Source organism: Acinetobacter sp. YH12135 (assembly GCF_013418565.1).
Taxonomy (GTDB): domain Bacteria; phylum Pseudomonadota; class Gammaproteobacteria; order Pseudomonadales; family Moraxellaceae; genus Acinetobacter; species Acinetobacter towneri.
The window spans coordinates 1-21,622 of record NZ_VPBU01000007.1; the positions used below are offsets into that span (position 1 = coordinate 1).

The window sequence follows — 21,622 nt, forward strand, 5'->3', positions numbered from 1 at the left end:
TGCCGTTCAGGCTCACCACGTGTTCGGCAGCCGTACCGTCGCCCAGGGTGTCGTTGCTGCGCACATTGCCGCTCACGCTCACCGCGTCTTCGTTGATGCTGTTCACATCCGCCACCGCAACTGGCAGATCATCCGTGCCGTTGATGGTGATATTCACGGTCGCTGTATTGGACACGACACCATTGCTGTCGGTCACGGTATAGGTGAAGCTGTCGCTGCTGGTTTCTGAACCATCATGTACATAGCTCACGGTGCCATTGGCATTCACCGTCACAGTACCGTTGGCTGGTGCGCCCACGATGGTCACCACACCTGCTGGCGTACCGTCTTCGGCATCGGTGTCGTTGCCCTTGACCGTTATCACCACGGTGTCACCTTCGTCCACCGTCGCTGTGTCGTCATTCGCCACTGGCGCATCATTGACTGGATTGACGGTGATATTCACGGTCGCTGTATTGGACACGACACCATTGCTGTCGATCACGGTATAGGTGAAGCTGTCGCTGCTGGTTTCTGAACCATCATGTACATAGCTCACGGTGCCATTGGCATTCACCGTCACGGTACCGTTGGCTGGTGCGCCCACGATGGTCACCACACCTGCTGGCGTACCGTCTTCGGCATCGGTGTCGTTGCCCTTGACCGTTATCACCACGGTGTCACCTTCGTCCACCGTCGCTGTGTCGTCATTCGCCACTGGCGCGTTGTCATTGATATCCTGCTCGTTCAGCGTCACGTTGATGTTGGTGCTGTTCGTGCCATCAGTTGCCGTCACCACCAGGTTGTGGATGTTCGCAAGTGCCTCGTAGTCATTCGCCGCAGCAGCTACGCCCGCTGCGGTCAGGCTGATCTCACCCGTGTTGGCATTGATCTCGAACCAGTTATTGCCGTTGCCACTGCTGATGCTGTACGTCACCGTGCTGCTGTCAACATCGGTCGCCTTAACCGTGCCGATCACATCGGCATCGCTGCTGTTCTCGTCATAGTTAAATGTATAAGACGCAACTGGCGTGCCTGGATTGCTTGGATCTACAAACACTGGCGCCTTGGGTGGCGTGTTTGGTGTAGGTGCAAATGGAGACAAAGGTGTCCAACTACCACCACCCAAACCATGCTCAAATGGTTTGATAACTGAAGATAATATTGGGTACTCAATTCCTAAAGGCGGAATATTATCTAACACTCGATTCAGCATTAACGGTTTTATACCGTCGGCGACAGATGTTTCACCTGCCCGTGTCAGTTGAACAAAACGATGCCCACCTTGGGTAACATCAGGATCGCCCTCGAAAGACTCCCCTGCAATTTCAACGTAGTCCTTACCTTCTTTTTTAAATACGCGACCATCATCCAAACGAACAACATCATTTTGTTGTTCAGTGTCATTCATTTGCTGAAATGATTTTGCAAAATTTACAATTTTATCGATATCTGAATTTGATTCGCCCAATAAAGAACTCAGGCTAAAATTACCGCCATTATTCGTTAAATCTTTACCGTGTATTTCAACCACACGGCCATTTGAAAGCTGCAACACAACATTGCTTTCTTCAGAAAGATGCAACACATCCTTGGTCTGAAGCTTTGCCCCCTTTTTTAGAATTATTTTTTTATTTGTCTTTGAAAAACGCCAAACATCACCATCAACAGAGATTATTTTTACCGATGTATTCATTTATAACTTTACCTCAATTTGAAAGTTTAGCCATATCAATTATTTATGCTTTACATGACCAAATTTATTTAGCGCAGACAAAAAACCATCCTAGATTAGTTAATTAATATACAATATTAATGTTACAGCACATATTCAATTGCGTGCTTTATTTCGCATTTCTTAATTAAAATTACTGGTGGTGTCTCAAAAAGTATGCTGGCGTTAAACAAATCCGTTATTAAGGTGGCTTTGTTGCACAAAGATTTGAAATGCAAAGCGCCCCTAATTTGAGCCAAATTTAAGGCGTAACTTGGGTAAGTGGTCGACCTAATTCCGTAAATCTGTTAAGGACTGCTACACGTGCATGGATCTCATTCACTTGGCTATCAAAACTCCTTGCACTGAGCTTATCTCCTAATAATTTGATGCAATGCATCTTATTTCAACCAAACTTCGCCGATGATAGCCTGACCATTTTTTCCAGAGTGTCCTGCCTAAACGTGTAACTGTTCGAAGTCATTCGTTTCGCTCTAGCGAGCTACTCTTTGTATCTTTCCATGGTTTCGCATTTTTTCTAGGTGGAATCACCGCATGCGCTTGCCGATCTGCAATGACCTGACGGCATTGCTTGGTGTCATAAGCTCCATCGGTATAAACAGAATCAATCCGCTCATCTTGTGGAATCTGATTAAGTAAATCACCAAGCACCTGTGAATCACTGACATTATTGGTTGTGAGCTGAATAGCGCGTATTTGTAGGGTTTTAGCATCTATACCAATATGTAGTTTACGCCATTGGCGACGATATTCAGGTCCATGTTTCTTTCGTTTCCATTCGCCCTCACCTAGAAACTTCATGCCTGTAGAGTCCATGAGTAGATGCAGCCCATCGCTACTTTTTTGGTAGCTGATTACAATATCAATATGCTTTTGTCTTCTACAAAGCGTGGTGTAAGAATATCACTGATATTCGGGGCTGCTCATCCGCAAAGTTTAATCAGACTTTGCACAAAGCCAGTAACCATACGTAAAGACAGACGGAATAAGGATTTAATCATTAAGCAGCATTGGATAGCTGCGTCGGAGTAGATTTGATTTCGCCCTTGTTTGCCTTTTGATGGCGCATACCATTGCGTAGCAGGATCAAACCAAATGGCAATATTTCCGCGACTCATGAGTGCTCGGTTATATGCGGGCCAATTGGTTGTGCGATAGATTTTGTGTGTAGGCTTCTTCATTTGAAAATTATATCGCTGAAAAAGCCTTTACAGATAGGTTTGTGCAACAAAGCCCTAAAAAGATTAAAAACACTATATATAGTGAAATTTACAATTTAATAACACAATATAGGGTGCACAACCCTTGACTCTCCTATAAAAAATACGTGAATATTATAGCTTATTTTTCAGCCACTTGGCATAAATATGGGGAGACATCAGCATATGTCTATAAAAAAAAAGCTATTGAAAGTCATCGTGTATCTTCAAAAAACTTAAAATTAATGTGTTATCCAAAATGTATGCATGCCTACCAAATCTGGATTGCTCTATTTTTTCAGCTTAATGAGAAACAGCAAAACTATCATTTGGATTTTACTTTTCAACAAAAAGTCGACATTCCTGTTCTGACAACAGACAAACCTGATCACTATTTTTTTAGTAGTCATTTCAGCTGGATCTATGCCTATTCTTACAACAAGAATAAAAATGAATTTAAGTTCAGAGCTTATGAAAAAAATAATTCCTACGAATTCACCATCCAGGCTTTAAACGAAGTAAAGGCCTTACTGTGTTCCGGATTACACCACTCCATTCATGGCTTAGACATCATTGCAAATTGGCTAAATGAAGAATACTTAGCTGCACATCTTCAGGAAATTTTCGGTCAGGAAGTTTTAACTATCAATTATCTACGAGAATTATCAGGACTGTCTAAATCCAAAAGTCCAGTGAGTTCTATTTCAAATTATGCCGACCCACTGTCATTAGAAAAAATTCTGGCGGGAATTTAATCATGAACGAATATCGTTATTTAGAAGATACTCAAGAATTAAAGCTTGAGCTATTTCGAGACTTCTATCAAGCACTGGCGGAAGCAAAACTGGAAAATGATCAGGACTTCTTTAAGCTCAATGATTTCATCCGACCAACTGAAGTCGTTAAACTAATTAAAATTATGAATCAGCATCCTACTGATCTATCGATTAGTAAGTATCCATTAGCTCATTATCTCCTGGCGCTGATCAACACTCCATCAGCATATCAATCAAATGCACTGAAATGGGCCATTTTCAATACTCAATGCATTGAATTACTTGATAGCAAAGAACATGCAGCTACTGTAGCTAATCTTTGTAGACGTTTTCGTTTAGCCAGTACAAAGCAGGAATACCATTGGCTTTACAATTTTTTACCGTCTCTTCCGATCGAATTAGACGATCTTGTTGAATTTCTAAAAGAAGCTGAAACTGAGAATAGAAAATTATTTGACAAATCCAAAGAGAGTTTAAAGAAAACCCAAATAGGCCAATTGGCAGAAATCCGCGTTATTTATACGTATACCTATACTCAATCAGAACGTCAAAAAAGACACCGTCAAAGTAATCCAGGCATCCAAGAACCTCCCCAAACAGATGTTTACAAGACCTCAAGAACTACTCTTGATGATGAGCAAACGTATCAGACCAAGTTTGAACAGGGTACAGCTAAACAATCACGCGAAGATAAAGTCATTGAAACAGTTGAAGATCATAACTTTGAATTTACTGGATTAGAGCAACATTCTGTCACTGCCCAAATCGTAAATCTGAAAAGTAAAATTCTGCATCAAAACAAGAATGAGCTAATGAACAAGCCAAATCCTCGGGTTTTCGATTTACCTACTGCACGGCACGTTATGCAAGTTTTATTTGAAGAAGCAGAAAGTTCTCCCATTCATGCTTTACTTCTATTTTCAGTACTCAGCCTTACTTATTATAAAGATCTGCCAGTTTTCCAAAAAAACTCACGAATCACTGCAAAAAATAAAAAAGTTTTACTGAAGCCTGACTCGTGTTTCTTCAAACAAAGCTTTGAAATCTCTAAATTCAAAGATTTTGTTTTGAAAGAACATATGCTGAATACCATAAACTCTTTTACAATTCCCTTGCCTCAAGTTTACTTTAAAAATATTTTTCAACTAAAAAAGTGGGATCATGCAAAAATTGATTCAAAGGTACAAGAGCATTTACGTAGCATCAATAAAGAGCTGACTTTCCAGCTAACTCAACAAAATCTCCCACGTTTACTCAGTGACATTACATTGAATGAGCTAGGTTATGAATTGGAAAGTAAGTTACTTAGCGGCGTAAGCGTTCAGCACTATATTCCTTGCCATTACTCTTCAACACAGATCATAGATATTCTCGATATTTATAGCCAAACACTTTATCTAGTTTGCCCGCAGCTCAACAGCAGTTATATCGAAGAATTTAAATCTCCTATTACTTTCGGTAGTCAGCAAACACCAGATCTGCCACTGGTTAAATCTTTATTTAAACAGCTTGATGAACAAGTTCGAGGTAATCCAAATCCTTTCAAAACACTGAAGTATTATTCAATCTGGCTTTGGCATATTTGCATGCTGATAACTTCAGCACGACCAAGTGAGTCCTTCCCGCCAAATCTAGATTATATTGACCTCGACAATCAATTGATGGCTGTTGCAGATAAAGAGCAGCGTTATTCGGGCACCATTGGACGATATCTACCGTTTAACGATTATCTTCGTGATGAAATACAGCATTACCTAAAATATTTAAAACACTTTCTCTACCTCACAAAAGCCTATCTGTCCAATGAACAAGTACAAACAATCCATGAGGTCTTCGAGGGTGAACGCCCCTTTCTATTATTTTACGATCCACAAGGAGATATCCAAAATTTAGAACTTTCTGATATTCAAAAATTCTGTACAGAAATAGCCCTTCAGCGCAATTGGACCCGCCACTTTTCTCGTTATTTTTTTGCACAATACTGCAATGAAGATATAGTTAAAGACATCTTTGGTCATGACGAAGCAATGCAGGGACTGTTTGATCGTTATTCGGGTTTTCAGGTAACTGATTACGATCATATTCGAGTAGCACAAGACAAGCTTGTCGAAATATTAGAACTTAAAAGTATGTCTACATTTAACGGGTTCCTGATTGAATGAGTAAACACCCACACTCCCTCAAAAGAATAAAAAAGCATAGAAAAAACAAAGCATTTCTTCTGAACTTGTTTAGTGAGAAATGTATAGAGCTGACGCCTGAGAACTATTCGGAAATTTGTCGTCAAGTTGATAATCAGCTTTTAGAACACTGTAAGTCAAACATCCGTAGCTATCAGATGGCACGTATAGAATTTGCTAAATATATCAAGCGCTTTAATCTTTCATCGAATCACTACTATCCAGTGCCTGCCGCTCCCGTAAGGTACGAAAGGTCTCTGCCACTACAAAATATTGAAACCTTAAAACATGGTAAAAAAGTTACTCAATTTGCCCAAAATATGATTGCTTACTGGACAAAACATAATGACTTCAGTCTAACTCAATCACTTGGCTTCTGTTTGATCAGTTCAATATTATTTAATGGCATTTATAATGAGAACGAACTACAAAAGTTTTTAAAAATCATTTTAAAAACAAAGAAATTTCAAAGTTTTTTAAACCTGAATCATATTGTTTCACTTGATATCCCGAACCGGAATTTCGGTAATCAGCGTATATATGACCCTGATTTTTCAGTCAGCTATACCAAAACGTTTGTGCTACACGACATTGTGAAATGCTGGATCTACAGACTAAAACATCAAAAATTTGATTTATTTTCGGATATTGAAGATGCAGAACATCTGATTAACGCTTGTATTATTGAATGCTTCCCTGAGGAAAAGGTGCGTTGTAAAGACCTGTTAAAATACGGTTTTTACTATACACAGTTCCTGAAAAACAGCGGGCTGGATCAAATGTCCATTTGTATCTTAAAAAATGAAATTTATAGTTCCAGTCCTCTTGAAAAACAATTAGCAGCTTATTTTAGTCAGCCTGAACCCACGCCTACCCATACGATTCAGAAAGTTTATGAGAACCCTCAGAACCAGTCTACAGTCACTATTGCATTAGATATAGCCGATATTTTAGTAGAAATACGTCAAGCTATTCGTGCAAAAAACTATAGCGATCAACTCATAGAATTATATGCTAAAGAACAATCTCCAGCCTTGGAACGTTTGCTGCTGTGGAGCATTCTACGCTCAAAATTAACGGAACCTCAACTGGACCTTCTAAATCATATTATTCAGCAGCAGCAACGATTTAAGCGCAAGCTTATACGTGCAGATTTTCAGCCGCTCAAGCAAAGTTCTCTGAAGACCATGTTTTCACAGTTTGCAGTCCATTGGCTGCAGGCAACCCAAGACAAAGATATTTCATCATTTTTAGATGCTGATTTTGAAGATTTGTATGGAGAAATGCTTCTATTAAAGAAAGAAACAACTAGAGCAACTCTACAAAAACGTCTACAGGAGTTTCATCACAAACAGACCTTATTTTTTAACGCACCCACTGTTGATCTGGATAATTTAATCCAGGTAAAAATCTGCAGAACCGCATTGATCTCGCCCCATATTTTTCACCACATGCTAGAGCAGCTCGAAAATACTCAAAATATTTCGATTCAGGATAAAAATATATTTAAACTGATTTTTATTCTGGGGTTCAGAGTCGGACTACGGATCAATGAAACATTGAATATCTTCGTACGTGATCTATTTATTAGTGAAGATGCTGTGATAATCACTATTCGCAACAATCGCAATAAAAATCAAAAAAGCTACTCAGCTTACCGCAAGATTCCCCTGCATCATCTACTTAAAGCCGACGAATTACATGCATTTAAAATATATAGTCAGAATAGAAAACGTCTGCTAAAAGAACAAGGAAAATCAGTTGCACAACCGCTGTTTTTAAAACAGTCCTTAGAAGAAACTCATGAAAATGAAGTGAATTCCCTATTGAAACAATTGATCCAGCCAGTTTTTGGAGAACACAATTTTACTTACCATAGTCTGCGCCATTCTGCATTTAATCATCTTTACCTGATTTTAAAAAACTCAACACTTTCAGATGCATTTACTGACTATAGCCCACATGAGCAATTACGTATCCGTTATGCATTGTTGCGAAACAGAAATACTCAGCAAACCTGGTATGCACTTTCTCATTTTGCCGGGCACCTAACCCCTGACACGACCTGTTCAAGCTATCTGCATTTAATGCATCTGGCAATTAGCTACCAGCTGAATCAAATGCACAGCCCACTTCCTAAAGAAGCCTATTTTAATATTCTGAAACATGATGATGCTATTAAATATCCTGTTCAGCAACGGGCGATCAAACAGTTTTTATTTGATCAACTCACTAAAGACCGTTACAGGCAACATGATCATCAATATAAACCAGAACAACAGAAATCGCCTGATTCACTGATGCTAGGAGCTCATGACTCAGAGATGACTTTTGAATTATTGCATCACATTCTTGCAGTAGAAAAAGAGCAAGATCTTCTGTTACCTGAAGCCATTCCTTTGCAAATCGCGCAAAAATTACGTGCCAGAGCCCTACATTTGAAAACCTCCTGTGTAAACCAAAAAAAATCATCGAGGTTATTTACCACAGATTTTTTAAGGAAAACTCCGAATGCATTGGTCACCATGTTGCCAACCAATCAGGAGGAAAAAAAAGTCATTCAACATGTTCAGGAGCGTTATGCAAATGTACAAAGTAAATACAAAAAACAGCTTCATACGATCTACTCAATTTATCTTGAAAAAGTTCAGCCCAATTCAGCCCAGTTAATTTTTGAACTGAATGAAAAACGGCAACTGAAGAAACTTCTTTCTTTTATTCATAGTTTATTTCCGAAAAAATATCTTCATTTAGAACTCTCTCAACAGAGCAAGACAGAGCTCAAAAAGACATTACAGGATTTAACATTACGGGCAGAAAACTTCAGCTTGAATGAAAATGAAAGGCGAATTAAATTCTGCTTCAAAAGTAAAGATGCAAAAGCACTTGGGGTATTCAAGTTACTGATGTATCTCATGATAGTTTCTCATCTTTAAGCTGCTTGTAATAAAAATTTGGGTGGTGTTTCAAAAAGTATGCTGACTATATTTTAACCATAATTTAAATCTCATAAAGCATTAAAAATAGTGAATTTAATTTACTTCTTTTCAATTTTTCTATTGAACCGTACTGGGTTTGTGGGAGACTTTTATTTAACTGATGTTACGTAGTAAGTGCATTTTGAGCATCTTCGCTACTACATGTTGTAGTCGATTTATAAATTATTAATAATCATTATATTAAACAATATAATGTTATTATTAATATGAAAATCAGGACCAAAACATAGGTGACTTTTATAAACTAAAACGTCTAAAATAAAGTGACCAAAATAACATTAAATGATCTAAATTCATCAAAAATTCACCCTACCAAAAAACCACATACCACCAATTAAATCATATATTTACAATTAATATAATTTAATGGAATAAATATCGGTGACCTTGCCAAGGTTGGGGTCGCGAGTTCGAGTCTCGTTTCCCGCTCCAAATTCAAAAAAACCCTCATCGAAAGATGGGGGCTTTTTTATTGATTTTATATTATGTTATCCCCAATCATACTTTCTTTATTATCTTTTATTTCACAGTTTCGGGCCCCAAATACGACATATTCGTAGGTAGTTGCAAAAAATAAATGCATTAAAATCATTAGATTTCTTTAATCCAATAGAATCTCATCAGCCAATCAAGCATCTCATTATCGACCAACTGGCATAATTTCATAAATCCATTTTTTTGTGTTTTAATGGTGATATCACAATGTAAAACACAATACTATGGATTTAATATTCAAAAAACCTGAAGAAGTTGTTGCTTTATTATGTGAGAGGCTTCGTAAAGAACGTCTTTATCTGGAAATGACTCAGGCAGATGTTGCTGCGCGTGCGGGTAATCTAACTTCTTTGTGTACAGTGACAGTAACCTTAACCTACCTCTCCCCATACACCGTTGCAATCAAATGCTCCACCACTTGCGGCTCAGCCAAAGTCGAAGTATCTCCTAAACTATCCAATTCATTCGCTGCAATTTTCCGCAAAATACGGCGCATGATTTTACCTGAGCGGGTTTTAGGTAAAGCAGGTGCCCAATGCAGCGCATCAGGCGTTGCCACAGGCCCCAAAATTTTGCGAACCCAATTGACTAATTCTTCACGCAATTCCTCTGACTCGGGTGTACCAACTTGCAAAGTTACAAAGGTGCAAATCCCCTGTCCTTTAATCTCATGGGGCATACCCACCACTGCCGCTTCAGCCACAGCTTCATGCGCTACTAGGGCACTTTCAATTTCCGCAGTACCTAAACGGTGCCCCGAAATATTCAAGACATCATCCACACGCCCTGTAATCCAGTAATAGCCATCTTCATCACGGCGTGCACCATCTCCTGTAAAATACGCACCCGGATAGGTCGAAAAATACGCTTCAATAAAACGTGCAGGGTCGCCCCAAATACCGCGCATTTGCCCTGGCCATGAATCTTTCATAATTAAATTGCCTTCGGTCGCGCCTTCCAGTTCATTACCTTCGGCATCGACAATAGCAGGTTGCACGCCAAATAATGGGCGGGTTGCCGAACCGGGTTTCAGTGGCGTTGCACCAGGCAATGCTGAAATTAATATGCCCCCTGTTTCGGTTTGCCACCATGTATCTACAATTGGGCAACGTCCTTCGCCTACCACGTTGTAATACCAGTTCCACGCTTCGGGATTAATCGGCTCACCGACTGAACCGAGTAAACGCAAGCTGCTGCGGTCACTTTCACGTACAAAACGATCTCCCTCCCGCATCATGGCGCGAATGGCAGTCGGTGCAGTATATAAAATGGTGATGTTGTGTTTATCGACAATATGCCCTGTGCGCGCCCAACTTGGATAGTTCGGTACACCTTCAAACATCACGGTAGATGTACCATTCGACAATGGCCCGTATAAGACATAAGAATGCCCTGTAATCCAGCCTACATCTGCGGTACACCAAAACACATCATCCTGTTTCAGGTCAAAGACTTCTCGGAACGTGCTATTCACATAGGTCAAATAACCGCCTGTGGTATGCAAAACACCTTTGGGTTTTCCAGTCGAACCCGAAGTATATAAAATGAATAATGGGTCTTCGGCATTCATCGGCTCGGGTGGGCAGATGTCATTGACCGACATAATTTCCATGTGATACCACACGTCGCGTTCAGGTAACATCTCAATAGGATTTCCTGTACGGTGCACCACAATCACATTTTGCACACAGTCGGTACCTGCTACTTTTAGAGCAGCATCAACATTGGCTTTTAAATAAATTGGCTTGCCACCACGCATGGCCGAGTCTGCAGTGACAATTAACTTGGCCTGACAGTCTTCAATTCGGCTAGCCAAAGCATCGGGAGAAAAACCACCAAAAACCACACAATGCACTGCACCAATCCGCGCGCAGGCTAGCATGGCAATCGCAGCTTCGGAAACCATTGGCATGTACAGCACCACCCGATCACCTTTTTGCACCCCGTTCTTTTTCAGCACGTTGGCAAAACGACAGGTTTCATCATGCAAAGAAGCAAAAGAAACCACTTTATGCCGAGATGGATGATCTCCTTCCCAAATAATTGCAGGTTTATGCGGATGTTCTTTTAAATGACGGTCTAAGCAATTGGCACTGACATTCAGTTGCCCATCGGCAAACCATTCAATTTTAAAATGCTCGGGGTCAAAGTTGGTATTTTTGACTTGGGTAAAAGGTTTAATCCAATCTAAGCGTTGGGCCTGCTCTGCCCAATAAGTATCAGGGTCATCTATAGATTGTTGATAGCGTTGAAAATATTCTGCCTCAGTGGTGCGGGCAGTCTTTTTAAATTCATCTGGAACAGGATATACGTCTTTCATCTGCTACTTCCTTGATGTTCTTGCATCTCATCACGAGATGTATGCCACGTTATTGATTATTATTTCTGCATATTCACAGTATGAACTTTCTTTTTTATGGCTCACCATTCGGCTTTAGTCGCATAAATTTTATACAAACAATAGCATGCCAAAGCGTTGATCGAATGCCATATTCTTGCATTCATACTTTCAGGTTTACATTCCACTGTACTGCGCATTGCATTATTTTTAAAGAAAATATCGTCTAATAACCGTGAGTATTAACATTTTTTTACGCAGCCAATCATTCATACCTGCGACCCTGTCTTACAGATAAAACCACATACAACTCGCAGTTTAAATGCTACAAAATAGTACGCTCATCACTTCTATCCAAGTTGTCTAAAATACTGGCAAGTAAGCATTGCTCATTAACCAAATTGAGTTTTTCAGGCAAAATAGTCGCTTCATTTTGAATTCGGAATTATCGTGGCAGAATCCAAACCCTCACTCAGTGAAGTTTCTGAAAACACCAGTCAGCTGTTGCAGGAAGCCACTGAAAAAACCACGCAAACCGTGATCAATCATACGGCCAAGTACAATGACGCCTACTCCACCATCGACAAAATTATGGAAGGATTTTGGGAACGTGTGCCGTATTTGATGATTGCAGCCGTGGTGCTGATTCTGTTTTGGCTGCTTGCCCGACTGTTTAAATGGTTTATTCGCAAGACCCTGAACAATCGTTCCTATACCCGACAAAATTTGGTTTTGGTGCTGAATCGGGTCGGTAGCTCTGCAATTATTTTCTTTGGTTTTCTAATTGCGATGGTGATTGCAATTCCAGGTTTTACCCCAAGCCAACTGATGAGTGCTTTAGGTCTAGGCTCCGTGGCAATTGGTTTTGCTTTTAAAGATATTTTCCAGAATTTATTATCGGGTGTGCTCATTTTGATTGGAGAACCATTTAAAATTGGTGATGACATCATCGTGAATAATATGGAAGGTACGGTAGAAGATATTCAGATTCGTGCCACCTTCCTGCGCTCTCCCGATGGGCGTCGAATCGTGATTCCAAATGCTACGGTGTATACCAGTGCCGTAACGGTCAATACGGCTTATACCCGTCGTCGTTGCGAGTTTGTGGTCGGTATTGGTTATGAAGATGACGTACAAAAAGCCAAAGATATTATTTTGGCCATTTTAGACCGTGACATAAAAATCTTGAGCCAACCTGCATTTAGCGTCAATGTCACTGCCTTGGCCGATTTTTCGATTAATTTAAATGTGCGTTGGTGGGTAAATACGACGGAAACCACCACTTCAGCATCCATCAGTGAAGTGCAAGAACGGGTAATTGCCGCTTTTGCCGAACATCACATTTCGATTCCTTATCCTGTGCAGGAAGTGAAAGTTTATCGTGGTGATGCAGCAGTCAATGAAGATGATTCAGCCCGCACTAAACAAACGCCCTAAAACATAAGCAATCACAGTTTCAGTACGAATAATACGGTTGCCCAAGTGCCGCGCTTGGCAGCCGTTTTTTTCGAGCAAATCAATTTCGTAGGGAATAAATCCACCTTCTGGGCCAATCACAATACTGCATGGATGTTGGATGGCATGTGGCATAGCTTGATCGGTATAAGGATGCGCCACATAAGCAGGACAATCGGCAGAAATCAAACTGGGTAAGACATCTTCCACAAAGGGTTTAAAGCGTTTATAAAGCTGAATCTCAGATGCAATGGTATCGCCTGCTTGTTCCAAACCCAAAGTTACATATTGATCGAGCTGCTGCAAAAATGGCGTTTGCCAATAGCTTTTATCAACCCGATAGCTGTGCAGTAAAATAATTTTTTCCACACCTAACGTCACGCTATCCATAATTAAACGACGCAATACTTTGGGGCGCGGCAAAGCCACAATCAGGGTCACAGGCAGTTTTTTTGGGACAGCTTCTTCATGCAGGGCTTTGACTTGAATTCGCTGCTCGCTGACTTCCACCACTTCGGTCAAATAACGCTTGCCACCATGAATCCCGACTTTCAAGGTGTCACCGACTTGCACACCAACATGCGTATGCAAATGCTGCACTTGCCGCTGGGTGCTAATAGACCACACTTCATTTGTGGTCTGTCGCGGGTCAAGCAAAACGATATTCATATTTAAAGATACTGATTAATCACGTGAATATGCTCAGTTAAAGAGCCACGATTTTTATACATAATCACTTGAGCATTTTGATTCAGCTGAGCACGCAACGCAGGTTCAAACAACAATTGCGTTAACGTATTTACAGCTTGTTCAGCATCTTCGACCACATACACGGCTTCTGCTGCAACAAACTCATCCACAATACTTTGAAAGTTAAAATAATTTTTGCCCAATACCGTGGCGACATTTAAGGCCAAAGGCTCTAAAATATTATGCCCACCGCCAGGTTCATTCAGCGAACCACCGACATAACAGGCCTGACTTAAGGCGTACCACAACCACATTTCACCCATGCTATCGGCTAAATACACTTGTGTTTCGGGTTGAATCGCTTCAGCCAAACTACGGCGCTGCATATTGAGTTGCAGTTTTTTCACCTGCACAGCCACTTCATCAAAACGCTCTGGATGGCGCGGCACAACAATACATAACAGTTCAGGATGCTGTGCGAAATAAGGTTTCAAAGCAGTCAATAATTGCTGTTCTTCAGGCGCATGGGTACTGGCAAGGGTGATAATTTTGCGATGTGCCAATTGCCATGTCTGTTGCAACTGCGCGGCTTGCTCTACAAAATCTTCTGGCGCAGTAATATCAAATTTAATATTACCCACCACGTTTGTACGCTCGGCAGGCATCCCCAATGCGATAAAACGCTGCTGTGTGGCAGAGTCTTGCGCCAAAAGTTGCTGCAAATTTTGCAACATGCCACGAGTCAATCCTTTAACTTTGGCATAGCCTTTGGCCGATTTTTCCGAAAGCCGCGCATTAATCAACAAACACGGGACTTGAAAATGCTGCGCCTGATCAATCAAGTTTGGCCATAACTCTGTTTCGACCAGTGCCAATAATTTAGGCTGATATTTCTGATAAAACTCACGAATTAAATGCACCTGATCGGCAGGTAAATACACGGCTTGAAATAAATCTAAATACGGTGCTTTTAAAAATAATGATTTGGCGCGTGCCTGCCCCGTTTTGGTGGTATTGGTGACTAAAACGGGATGTCCCACTTTTAAATAATGTTCAATTAAAGGTTGTGCGGCATTAGTTTCCCCCACCGACACCACATGAAACCAAATGGCATGTAAATTTTTAGCAGGCTGAAATGGGCCAAAACGCTCAAGCAGTTCTTGTTGTAATTGCTCAGGATGTTCGGCACGTTTACGAATACGTGACTGATAAATCGGTTTTAACAGCGCCAAGGCTGCGTTATACCAAAATGGAGTAGCCAAAAGATGCGCCCCAAAGAAAGATTATCGGCAAAATATAACAGAGCCACACGCGCATGTTAATTGCATGTGGCGCTATACTGGCTTTTATTCTACAGCGTGTTGTGTTTCCGCCAAAGTTGGATAATCGATATAGCCTTCTGCAACGGCTGTACCAATCATGTTTTCCAGCTTGAGTTCGTTTAAAGGTACATCTGCCAATAAACGCTCATACAAGTCTGGATTGGCAATATACGCCTTACCAAATGACACCGCATCGGCCTTGCCCGAAGCCAATAATTCCACGGCATCAGCACGACTTAAACGCATGTTCGCGATATATGGCACACCGCCTGAACGTACTTTCATTTCTTGGGAAATGCTGTCTTCGGCTAAATATTCGCGGGTAAAGAAAAAGGCGATTTTACGCTGCCCCAATTGCTGCATGACATAGCCAAAGGTTTCACGTGGATCATCATCTCCCATGTCGTGCTCATCGCCACGTGGTGCTAAATGCACACCGACTCGACCTGCGCCCCAGACTTCAATTAAGGCGTCCATCACTTCTAACAAGAAACGCGCACGATTTTCAACCGAACCACCGTATTCATCGTCACGTTGGTTGGTTTTGCTTTGCAGGAATTGATCAATCAAATAACCATTGGCTGCATGCAACTCTACCCCATCAAATCCTGCTTCTTTGGCACGGATGGCGGCTTGTTTATATTGCTCGGTAATGGTGTGGATTTCTGCAATTTCTAAGGCACGTGGCAACACATATTCACGTTTAGGACGCAACAAACTGACATAACCTGCTTGTTGTACCGCACTTGCCGATACTGGTGTTGCACCATTGAGTAAATCTGGATGTGAAACACGACCTACATGCCACAGTTGCGCCACAATCAAACCACCTTTGGCATGCACGGCATCGGTAACGAGTTTCCAACCCTGCACTTGAGCATCGGTAAACAATCCTGGGGTATTTAAATAACCATTGGCTTCTTCAGAAATTACCGTTGCTTCTGAAAGAATCAAACCTGCACTGGCACGCTGTGCATAATATTCTGCCATCATTGGCGTTGGAACACGGTCATCGCTGGCGCGGCTACGGGTTAAAGGTGCCATCACCACACGGTTTTTTAGATGCAGATCACCCAAAACTAAAGGAGAGTCTAATTCAGCCATTTTTGCCTCTAATCTCACAGTTAAAGTGAGTGTTTTAAATATTCGACATATTGCTGAATGAGTGCTTCATTACGAGAAAAATACGACCATTGTCCATATTTTTCTGCACGAATAAGACCTGCCTGTTGCAGTACCGATAAATGATTTGACATGGTCGATTGCGACACTTTGCCCAAACGCTCAATGTGTCCTGCACATACGCCACGCTTAAAGTCGCCACACTCATCTACCGACAAAAATTGTTCTGGTGCTTTTAACCATTCTAAAATTTGCCGACGGGTAGGATTGGCTAAGGCTTTAAAGATTAAATCGACATCCATCATTCAGACACATATTCGTAAATATAAGCCCAATTCAGCAGCTGCTTTTAATATATCGTATTTTTTCGATATTAATATCGTTTTTTTACGATTTATATAAATTTTTAAGCAACTTCACTGAATTGGGCAGGCTCATTAGGATCTTACAGACCGTAACTTATAGACCCTGCTTTAAACTGGCTTCAATAAACTTGTCTAAATCACCATCTAAAACCGCACCTGTATTTGAAGTTTCCACGCCTGTACGCAAGTCTTTAATACGTGAATCATCCAATACATAAGAGCGAATTTGGCTTCCCCAACCAATATCAGACTTCGAGTCTTCCAGTGCTTGAGCCGCCTCATTACGTTTACTCATTTCCAGTTCATACAACTTGGCACGTAACTGTTTCCACGCATGGTCACGGTTGGCGTGTTGCGAACGTTGGTTCTGACAAGCAACCACAATACCTGTAGGTGCGTGGGTTAAACGTACCGCAGAGTCGGTTTTATTAATGTGCTGACCACCCGCACCCGATGCACGATACGTATCGGTACGAACATCGGCAGGGTTAATATCAATTTCAATATTGTCATCCACTTCTGGTGAAACAAACACTGCAGAAAATGACGTATGACGACGGTTACCTGAGTCAAATGGCGATTTACGCACTAAACGATGCACACCCGATTCAGTGCGCAACCAACCATAGGCATATTCGCCTTCTACGCGAATGGTCGCAGATTTAATCCCTGCCACATCACCATCCGATTCTTCCATCAATTCTGCTTTAAAGCCGTGACGTTCAATCCAGCGCATATACATACGCAACAGCATCGATGCCCAGTCTTGCGCTTCTGTACCACCCGAACCTGCCTGAATTTCAACATAGCATGGGTTTGGATCCATTGGATTACTGAACATACGACGGAATTCTAATTTCGCCAGTTCTTCTTCTGCAGAAGTCAATTCAGACTGTACATCCACCAATAAATCTTCATCATCGGCTTCAACGGCTAAGTCTAGCATGGCTTGGGCATCTTCTAACTGGGTCGCCAAACCTTCTAGGACATGAATCACGTTTTCAAGCTCGCCCTTTTCTTTGGCCATGGCTTGCGCACGACTTTGATCATTCCAGATTGCAGGATCTTCTAACTCGCGGAGAACCTCTTCTAAACGCTCTTTTTTCAGATCGTAGTCAAAGATACCCCCGTAGTGTTTGACCACGTTCGTTCAAGTCTTTTAATTGGTTTAGATAAGGATTAATTTCCACGTAAATTCTCTCAATTAACAATGAAGCTCAATAGCCGATAATTGTAGCACAGACCTGTTCTGGCATTTCTACCCTGCTGCAAATTCCAGCATAACTTTTCAGCTTTTATCGGTTGAATGCTAAATGTGGTTAAAAATAAAGATCACTTTAAACTTTTAAAATGAGAGCCTGATGATATCCAACCTAAAAAATAGCATGCTCGATTAACACTGATGTTGTCTAAATGGCTGATCTACCGCCCTGATTTTTTCCTGACACATTCAGCTGAATCCAAGCTTAAAAACTGTGTATCGTAATTGCTTCAACCCGCCAAAATAAAGCAAGGATGAAACAAATTTGATGATTTAATGATCAATTTTATTAAAATTCACAAAATCTACATAGTTTTAATAAAACAAAACATTTGATTATTTCGCTTTTATTTCAATCACTTAAACTAAAAAAATTACACAAATTTACGCTTGTAACAAAGTGGTAACTTTCCTTTGATTGACGCTGATTTTTTTTCGCCTAGACTGAAAGTTGTAACAAAAAGTTTAACTGTTAACCAGATTTCAGAGGGGTACTTTCCATGAAAAAATTAGCAATCGCATCAGCCCTACTTTCAGCTTTGGCTATCACTGGTACTGCGAACGCATACCAAGCTGAAATTGGTGCATCAGCAGGACTGATTGATCCAGACAATGGCAGCTCAAGCGGTTCATTCGGTGTAGATGGTACTTATTACTTTAACCCTGTACAAACCCGTAATGCACCTTTGGCAGAAGCAGCGTTCCTTGATCGTGCTAGCAACGTAAATGCCAAATACCAATATGACGAAGTTGGCGATAATGAAGCGCATACTTATGGTGTAGGGGCAGAGTATTTTGTACCGAACTCAGATTTTTACTTAAGTGGTAATGTGAGTGGTCATGACTTGAAAAACAATAATGACCTAAACAATGATTTAACTACTTATGGCGCAGAGGTTGGTTATTTACCAGCACCAGGCTTGTTAATTGCAGCAGGTCTTAAAGGTTGGGATACCGACCATGATGATGGTGTAGATCCAACTTTACGTGCCAAATATGTAACTACACTTTCGAATGGTAAAGACATCAACCTTGAAGCAGGCGCTGCTTTTGGTGATCTCGATGAATACAATCTTGCTGCAGACTACTTCATTGATAAAACGCTAAGTGTAGGTGTCGATTATTACAGCAACGACATCAACGATAATGATGAGTTTGGTGTGAGTGCACGTAAATTCTTTACACCACAAGTCAGCTTGGAAGGTCGTGTAGGCTTTGGTGAAGTGGGTAATGCTGACTACAACAGCTTTGGTGTCGCAGCTAAATATCGCTTCTAAGCTTCGCTTAATTACATACTCAAACAGCACTCTTCTTCGGAAGGGTGCTTTTTTTATGCCCTAAAATAAAGCAGTTAGGTAGAAATTGTGCATTGACGTACTGCGTATTTTCCGTACAATCAGCAACAACTGTAACAAAACAGTCATATTTCAATAACAGAGGGAATCTCAATTTTTATGTGAATGGTGCAATTAATCAAACCAAATTTGATGGTGATGATAATACTGGCTATGCTCTTGAAGTTGGTTACTTACCAGTCAATGGCTTATTATTAGCAGTTGGTGTAGCAGATGAGAGCTTAGATCCAGTTCAAGTTGCAAACTATGGCTTTACCACAAATCTTCTAAATCAATTAACAGTAGGTGAAGATACTACTGTATCTTTACGCGCTAAGTATGTCACTCAAATTGGCAACCATCTTGCTAACTTTGAAGGCTTGTCTTATTTTGGTGATGAAACAACTTATCGCTTAGGTGCTGATCTTTATATCGACCCAACTTTAAGTGTAGGCGTTTCTATTGCAGACTCAACTGCTGATGATTCTGAAACTGTTTTTGGCGTTCGTGCACAAAAATTCTTTACCCCAACAGTTGCAGTTGGTGTGAATTACACAACAGTTGATGAAATCGATTCATTCGGTATCAATGGTACATTCCGCTTCTAATCCCTTACATTAAAAGCAAAAAAATCCGCTCAAATTTGAGCGGATTTTTTTATTTGGATTACTGCTCCAAATGCACAATCTGCAACTGCAAACTCACATTGCCATTAAACACATTGCGCTCTAACTCATAAACCAAACGCACATCATCCCGCATCGGGTTAAATTCAAATTTATCTTTAGCACCAAACGCAATCGCATCAACCACTTGTCCATTGTCCAATGCCAAACGCAATTTTAAATGAGCGTCCTTCAACCATCTAAAATCAACCACTTTAAACCGTCCCTCAAACACAGGCTGCGGAAACTTTTGTCCCCACGGCGCCAAATGCTGTAATAAATCTACCGTGTGTAAATCAAAAGCTTCTTGCGGCAATTCACCATCTGTCCATAGCACAGCATGAAATAAATCCGCATCCATTTGCGCAATGATCTGTTCAAAGACCTGTTTAAATTCTGCAAAGTGCACCTTTTTTATGGTCAAACCTGCCGCAGCCGCATGTCCACCAAAATGACTGACCAAATATGGATATTGCTCTGCGACCAATTCAATGGTGTCACGTATGTGAACCCCTTCAATTGAACGGGCAGAGCCTTTAATATGCTCACCATCTTCATCGGCAGCAAATACAATCGCAGGGCGATGAAACTGTTCTTTTAAGCGTCCTGCAACAATTCCAATTACACCTTGGTGCCAATGTTCTTCAAACAGGATCAAGGCATGCGGTAAATCACTTTGATCTAACTGCAGCTTTTCCAATTCTGCCAGTGCATCCTGTTTAATTTGCCCTTCAACCTGACGACGTTCCTGATTCAAAGCATTTAACTGACGCGCCAAAGCATAGGCACTTTGCATATCCGCTGCCAGTAAACACTCGATTCCAATGTCCATGGTTTCCATGCGCCCTGCGGCATTAATACGTGGTCCCAAGACAAAGCCCAAATCTTGTGCTTTAAGCTGTGCGGGTTCACGTCCTGCCAAATCCAGCAATGCACTAATCCCCAGACGGCATAAATTCTGCTGTATCCGTTTTAAGCCTGCATCCACCAAAATACGGTTGTTATAATCTAGACTAGCGACATCGGCATAGGTGCCCAAAGCCACCAAATCTAAATATTGAGTCAAATTTGCAGCAGATTTGCCCTGTTTTTTTCGTTGACTGGATAAGTTCGCCAACACATAAAATGCCACGCCCACACCTGCCAAGGCTTTACTTGGGAAATCACAACCCAATTGATTCGGATTCACCACAGCCTCTGCATTTGGGGTGGCTTTTGTGGTGAGGTGGTGATCGGTGATGATGACCTGCATCCCCAAAGCTTGCGCACGTTCCACGCCTGCATGACTGGAAATGCCGTTATCTACCGTAATTAATACATCAGGCGTATAACGCTCAAAAGCCAAATCGGCAATGGCGGGGGTTAAGCCATAACCATATTTAAAACGGTCAGGTACTAAATACTGCACGTGTGCGCCCATTTCGCGCAGTGCCAGAATCATGAGTGTGGTACTGGTCGCGCCATCGGCATCGTAATCGCCCACAATTACAATTTTTTTCTGCTGATCAATCGCCTGATCCATCAGCTGAATTGCTTCTGGTAGACCTTTCATGCTTGGAGCAAGCAAGTGCTTCAGTTTAAGTTCCAGCTCCTGCTCAGACGCAACGCCACGGCGCGCTAAAATTTGGGCAACAAATGTAGAGACGCCCTGAAAGTTTTCAGGGCGTGTAAGTAAAGGTCTTTGTTTTATTAAAATTTTTGACATAA

The 21,622-nt window shown here is 41.2% G+C and carries 13 protein-coding genes and 3 pseudogenes; 7 read left to right on the forward strand and 9 right to left on the reverse strand.

Annotation, left to right across the window (positions count from 1 at the left end; translation table 11 throughout):
• Together FTU70_RS05455 and FTU70_RS05460 are read right to left on the reverse strand one after the other, a co-directional pair.
• Positions 1-1,675, reverse strand: a 1,675-nt coding sequence (locus FTU70_RS05455; RefSeq protein WP_180060243.1) for an Ig-like domain-containing protein, incomplete at its 3' end; no start/stop codon positions are given.
• Positions 1,676-1,955: 280 nt separating this feature from the next.
• A pseudogene (locus FTU70_RS05460) lies at positions 1,956-2,895 on the reverse strand (IS5 family transposase).
• A gap of 146 nt (positions 2,896-3,041) precedes the next feature.
• On the opposite strand from FTU70_RS05460, the gene FTU70_RS05465 reads away from it, so the two are divergent.
• The 4 genes and pseudogenes from FTU70_RS05465 to FTU70_RS05480 form a co-directional block, all read left to right on the forward strand.
• Positions 3,042-3,668, forward strand: a complete 627-nt coding sequence (locus FTU70_RS05465) for a hypothetical protein (protein WP_373685315.1) — start codon at positions 3,042-3,044, stop codon at positions 3,666-3,668.
• 2 nt (positions 3,669-3,670) lie between these two features.
• Complete coding sequence (locus FTU70_RS05470; protein WP_180060245.1) at positions 3,671-5,851, forward strand: hypothetical protein; 2,181 nt, start codon at positions 3,671-3,673, stop codon at positions 5,849-5,851.
• Positions 5,848-8,805: a tyrosine-type recombinase/integrase gene (locus tag FTU70_RS05475; protein ID WP_180060247.1), complete on the forward strand. Its 2,958-nt coding sequence runs from the start codon at positions 5,848-5,850 to the stop codon at positions 8,803-8,805. Before FTU70_RS05470 ends, FTU70_RS05475 begins: the two co-directional genes overlap by 4 nt.
• Positions 8,806-9,587: 782 nt before the next feature.
• Positions 9,588-9,701 (forward strand): annotated as a pseudogene (locus FTU70_RS05480) (XRE family transcriptional regulator); the annotation flags it as partial.
• Positions 9,702-9,739: 38 nt separating this feature from the next.
• On the opposite strand, the gene acs reads toward FTU70_RS05480, so the two are convergent.
• Positions 9,740-11,683, reverse strand: coding sequence for an acetate--CoA ligase (gene acs, locus FTU70_RS05485; RefSeq protein WP_131261198.1), 1,944 nt, complete (start codon positions 11,681-11,683; stop codon positions 9,740-9,742).
• Positions 11,684-12,151: 468 nt separating this feature from the next.
• Here acs and FTU70_RS05490 point away from each other — a divergent pair, with 468 nt between their 5' ends.
• Positions 12,152-13,138 (forward strand): mechanosensitive ion channel family protein, encoded by a 987-nt coding sequence (locus tag FTU70_RS05490; RefSeq protein ID WP_131261199.1) that lies wholly within the window; start codon positions 12,152-12,154, stop codon positions 13,136-13,138.
• Here the strand turns inward: FTU70_RS05490 and FTU70_RS05495 are convergent.
• The 5 genes from FTU70_RS05495 to prfB form a co-directional block, all read right to left on the reverse strand.
• Positions 13,112-13,825 carry a 16S rRNA (uracil(1498)-N(3))-methyltransferase gene (locus FTU70_RS05495; RefSeq protein ID WP_180060249.1) on the reverse strand — a complete coding sequence of 238 codons (714 nt, stop codon included), beginning with the start codon at positions 13,823-13,825 and terminating at the stop codon, positions 13,112-13,114. The two genes, FTU70_RS05490 and FTU70_RS05495, sit on opposite strands and share 27 nt — an antisense overlap.
• A gap of 2 nt (positions 13,826-13,827) precedes the next feature.
• A complete protein-coding gene (locus FTU70_RS05500) occupies positions 13,828-15,108 on the reverse strand; it encodes a 3-deoxy-D-manno-octulosonic acid transferase (protein ID WP_180060251.1) in 1,281 nt (426 codons plus the stop codon).
• An 84-nt stretch (positions 15,109-15,192) separates the two neighbouring features.
• Positions 15,193-16,272, reverse strand: coding sequence for an alkene reductase (locus FTU70_RS05505; protein WP_096901672.1), 1,080 nt, complete (start codon positions 16,270-16,272; stop codon positions 15,193-15,195).
• Positions 16,273-16,292: 20 nt separating this feature from the next.
• Positions 16,293-16,592: a helix-turn-helix transcriptional regulator gene (locus FTU70_RS05510; protein ID WP_178867820.1), complete on the reverse strand. Its 300-nt coding sequence runs from the start codon at positions 16,590-16,592 to the stop codon at positions 16,293-16,295.
• A 157-nt stretch (positions 16,593-16,749) separates the two neighbouring features.
• Positions 16,750-17,845 (reverse strand): peptide chain release factor 2 gene (gene prfB / locus FTU70_RS05515; protein ID WP_104852716.1). Its coding sequence is split into 2 segments (ribosomal slippage): positions 16,750-17,772 and positions 17,774-17,845, totalling 1,095 coding nucleotides; the frame shifts between segments, so codons are not numbered across the junction.
• Positions 17,846-18,416: 571 nt separating this feature from the next.
• Between prfB and FTU70_RS05520 the strand changes: the two genes are divergently transcribed.
• On the forward strand, positions 18,417-19,193 hold the full coding sequence (locus tag FTU70_RS05520; RefSeq protein ID WP_180060254.1) for a putative porin: 777 nt from the start codon (positions 18,417-18,419) through the stop codon (positions 19,191-19,193).
• Between the two features lie 164 nt (positions 19,194-19,357).
• Positions 19,358-19,858: pseudogene (locus tag FTU70_RS05525) on the forward strand (putative porin); the annotation flags it as partial.
• 58 nt (positions 19,859-19,916) lie between these two features.
• Here the strand turns inward: FTU70_RS05525 and recJ are convergent.
• Positions 19,917-21,620 carry a single-stranded-DNA-specific exonuclease RecJ gene (recJ, locus tag FTU70_RS05530; RefSeq protein WP_180060256.1) on the reverse strand — a complete coding sequence of 568 codons (1,704 nt, stop codon included), beginning with the start codon at positions 21,618-21,620 and terminating at the stop codon, positions 19,917-19,919.
• Between the last annotated feature and the right edge of the window lie 2 nt (positions 21,621-21,622).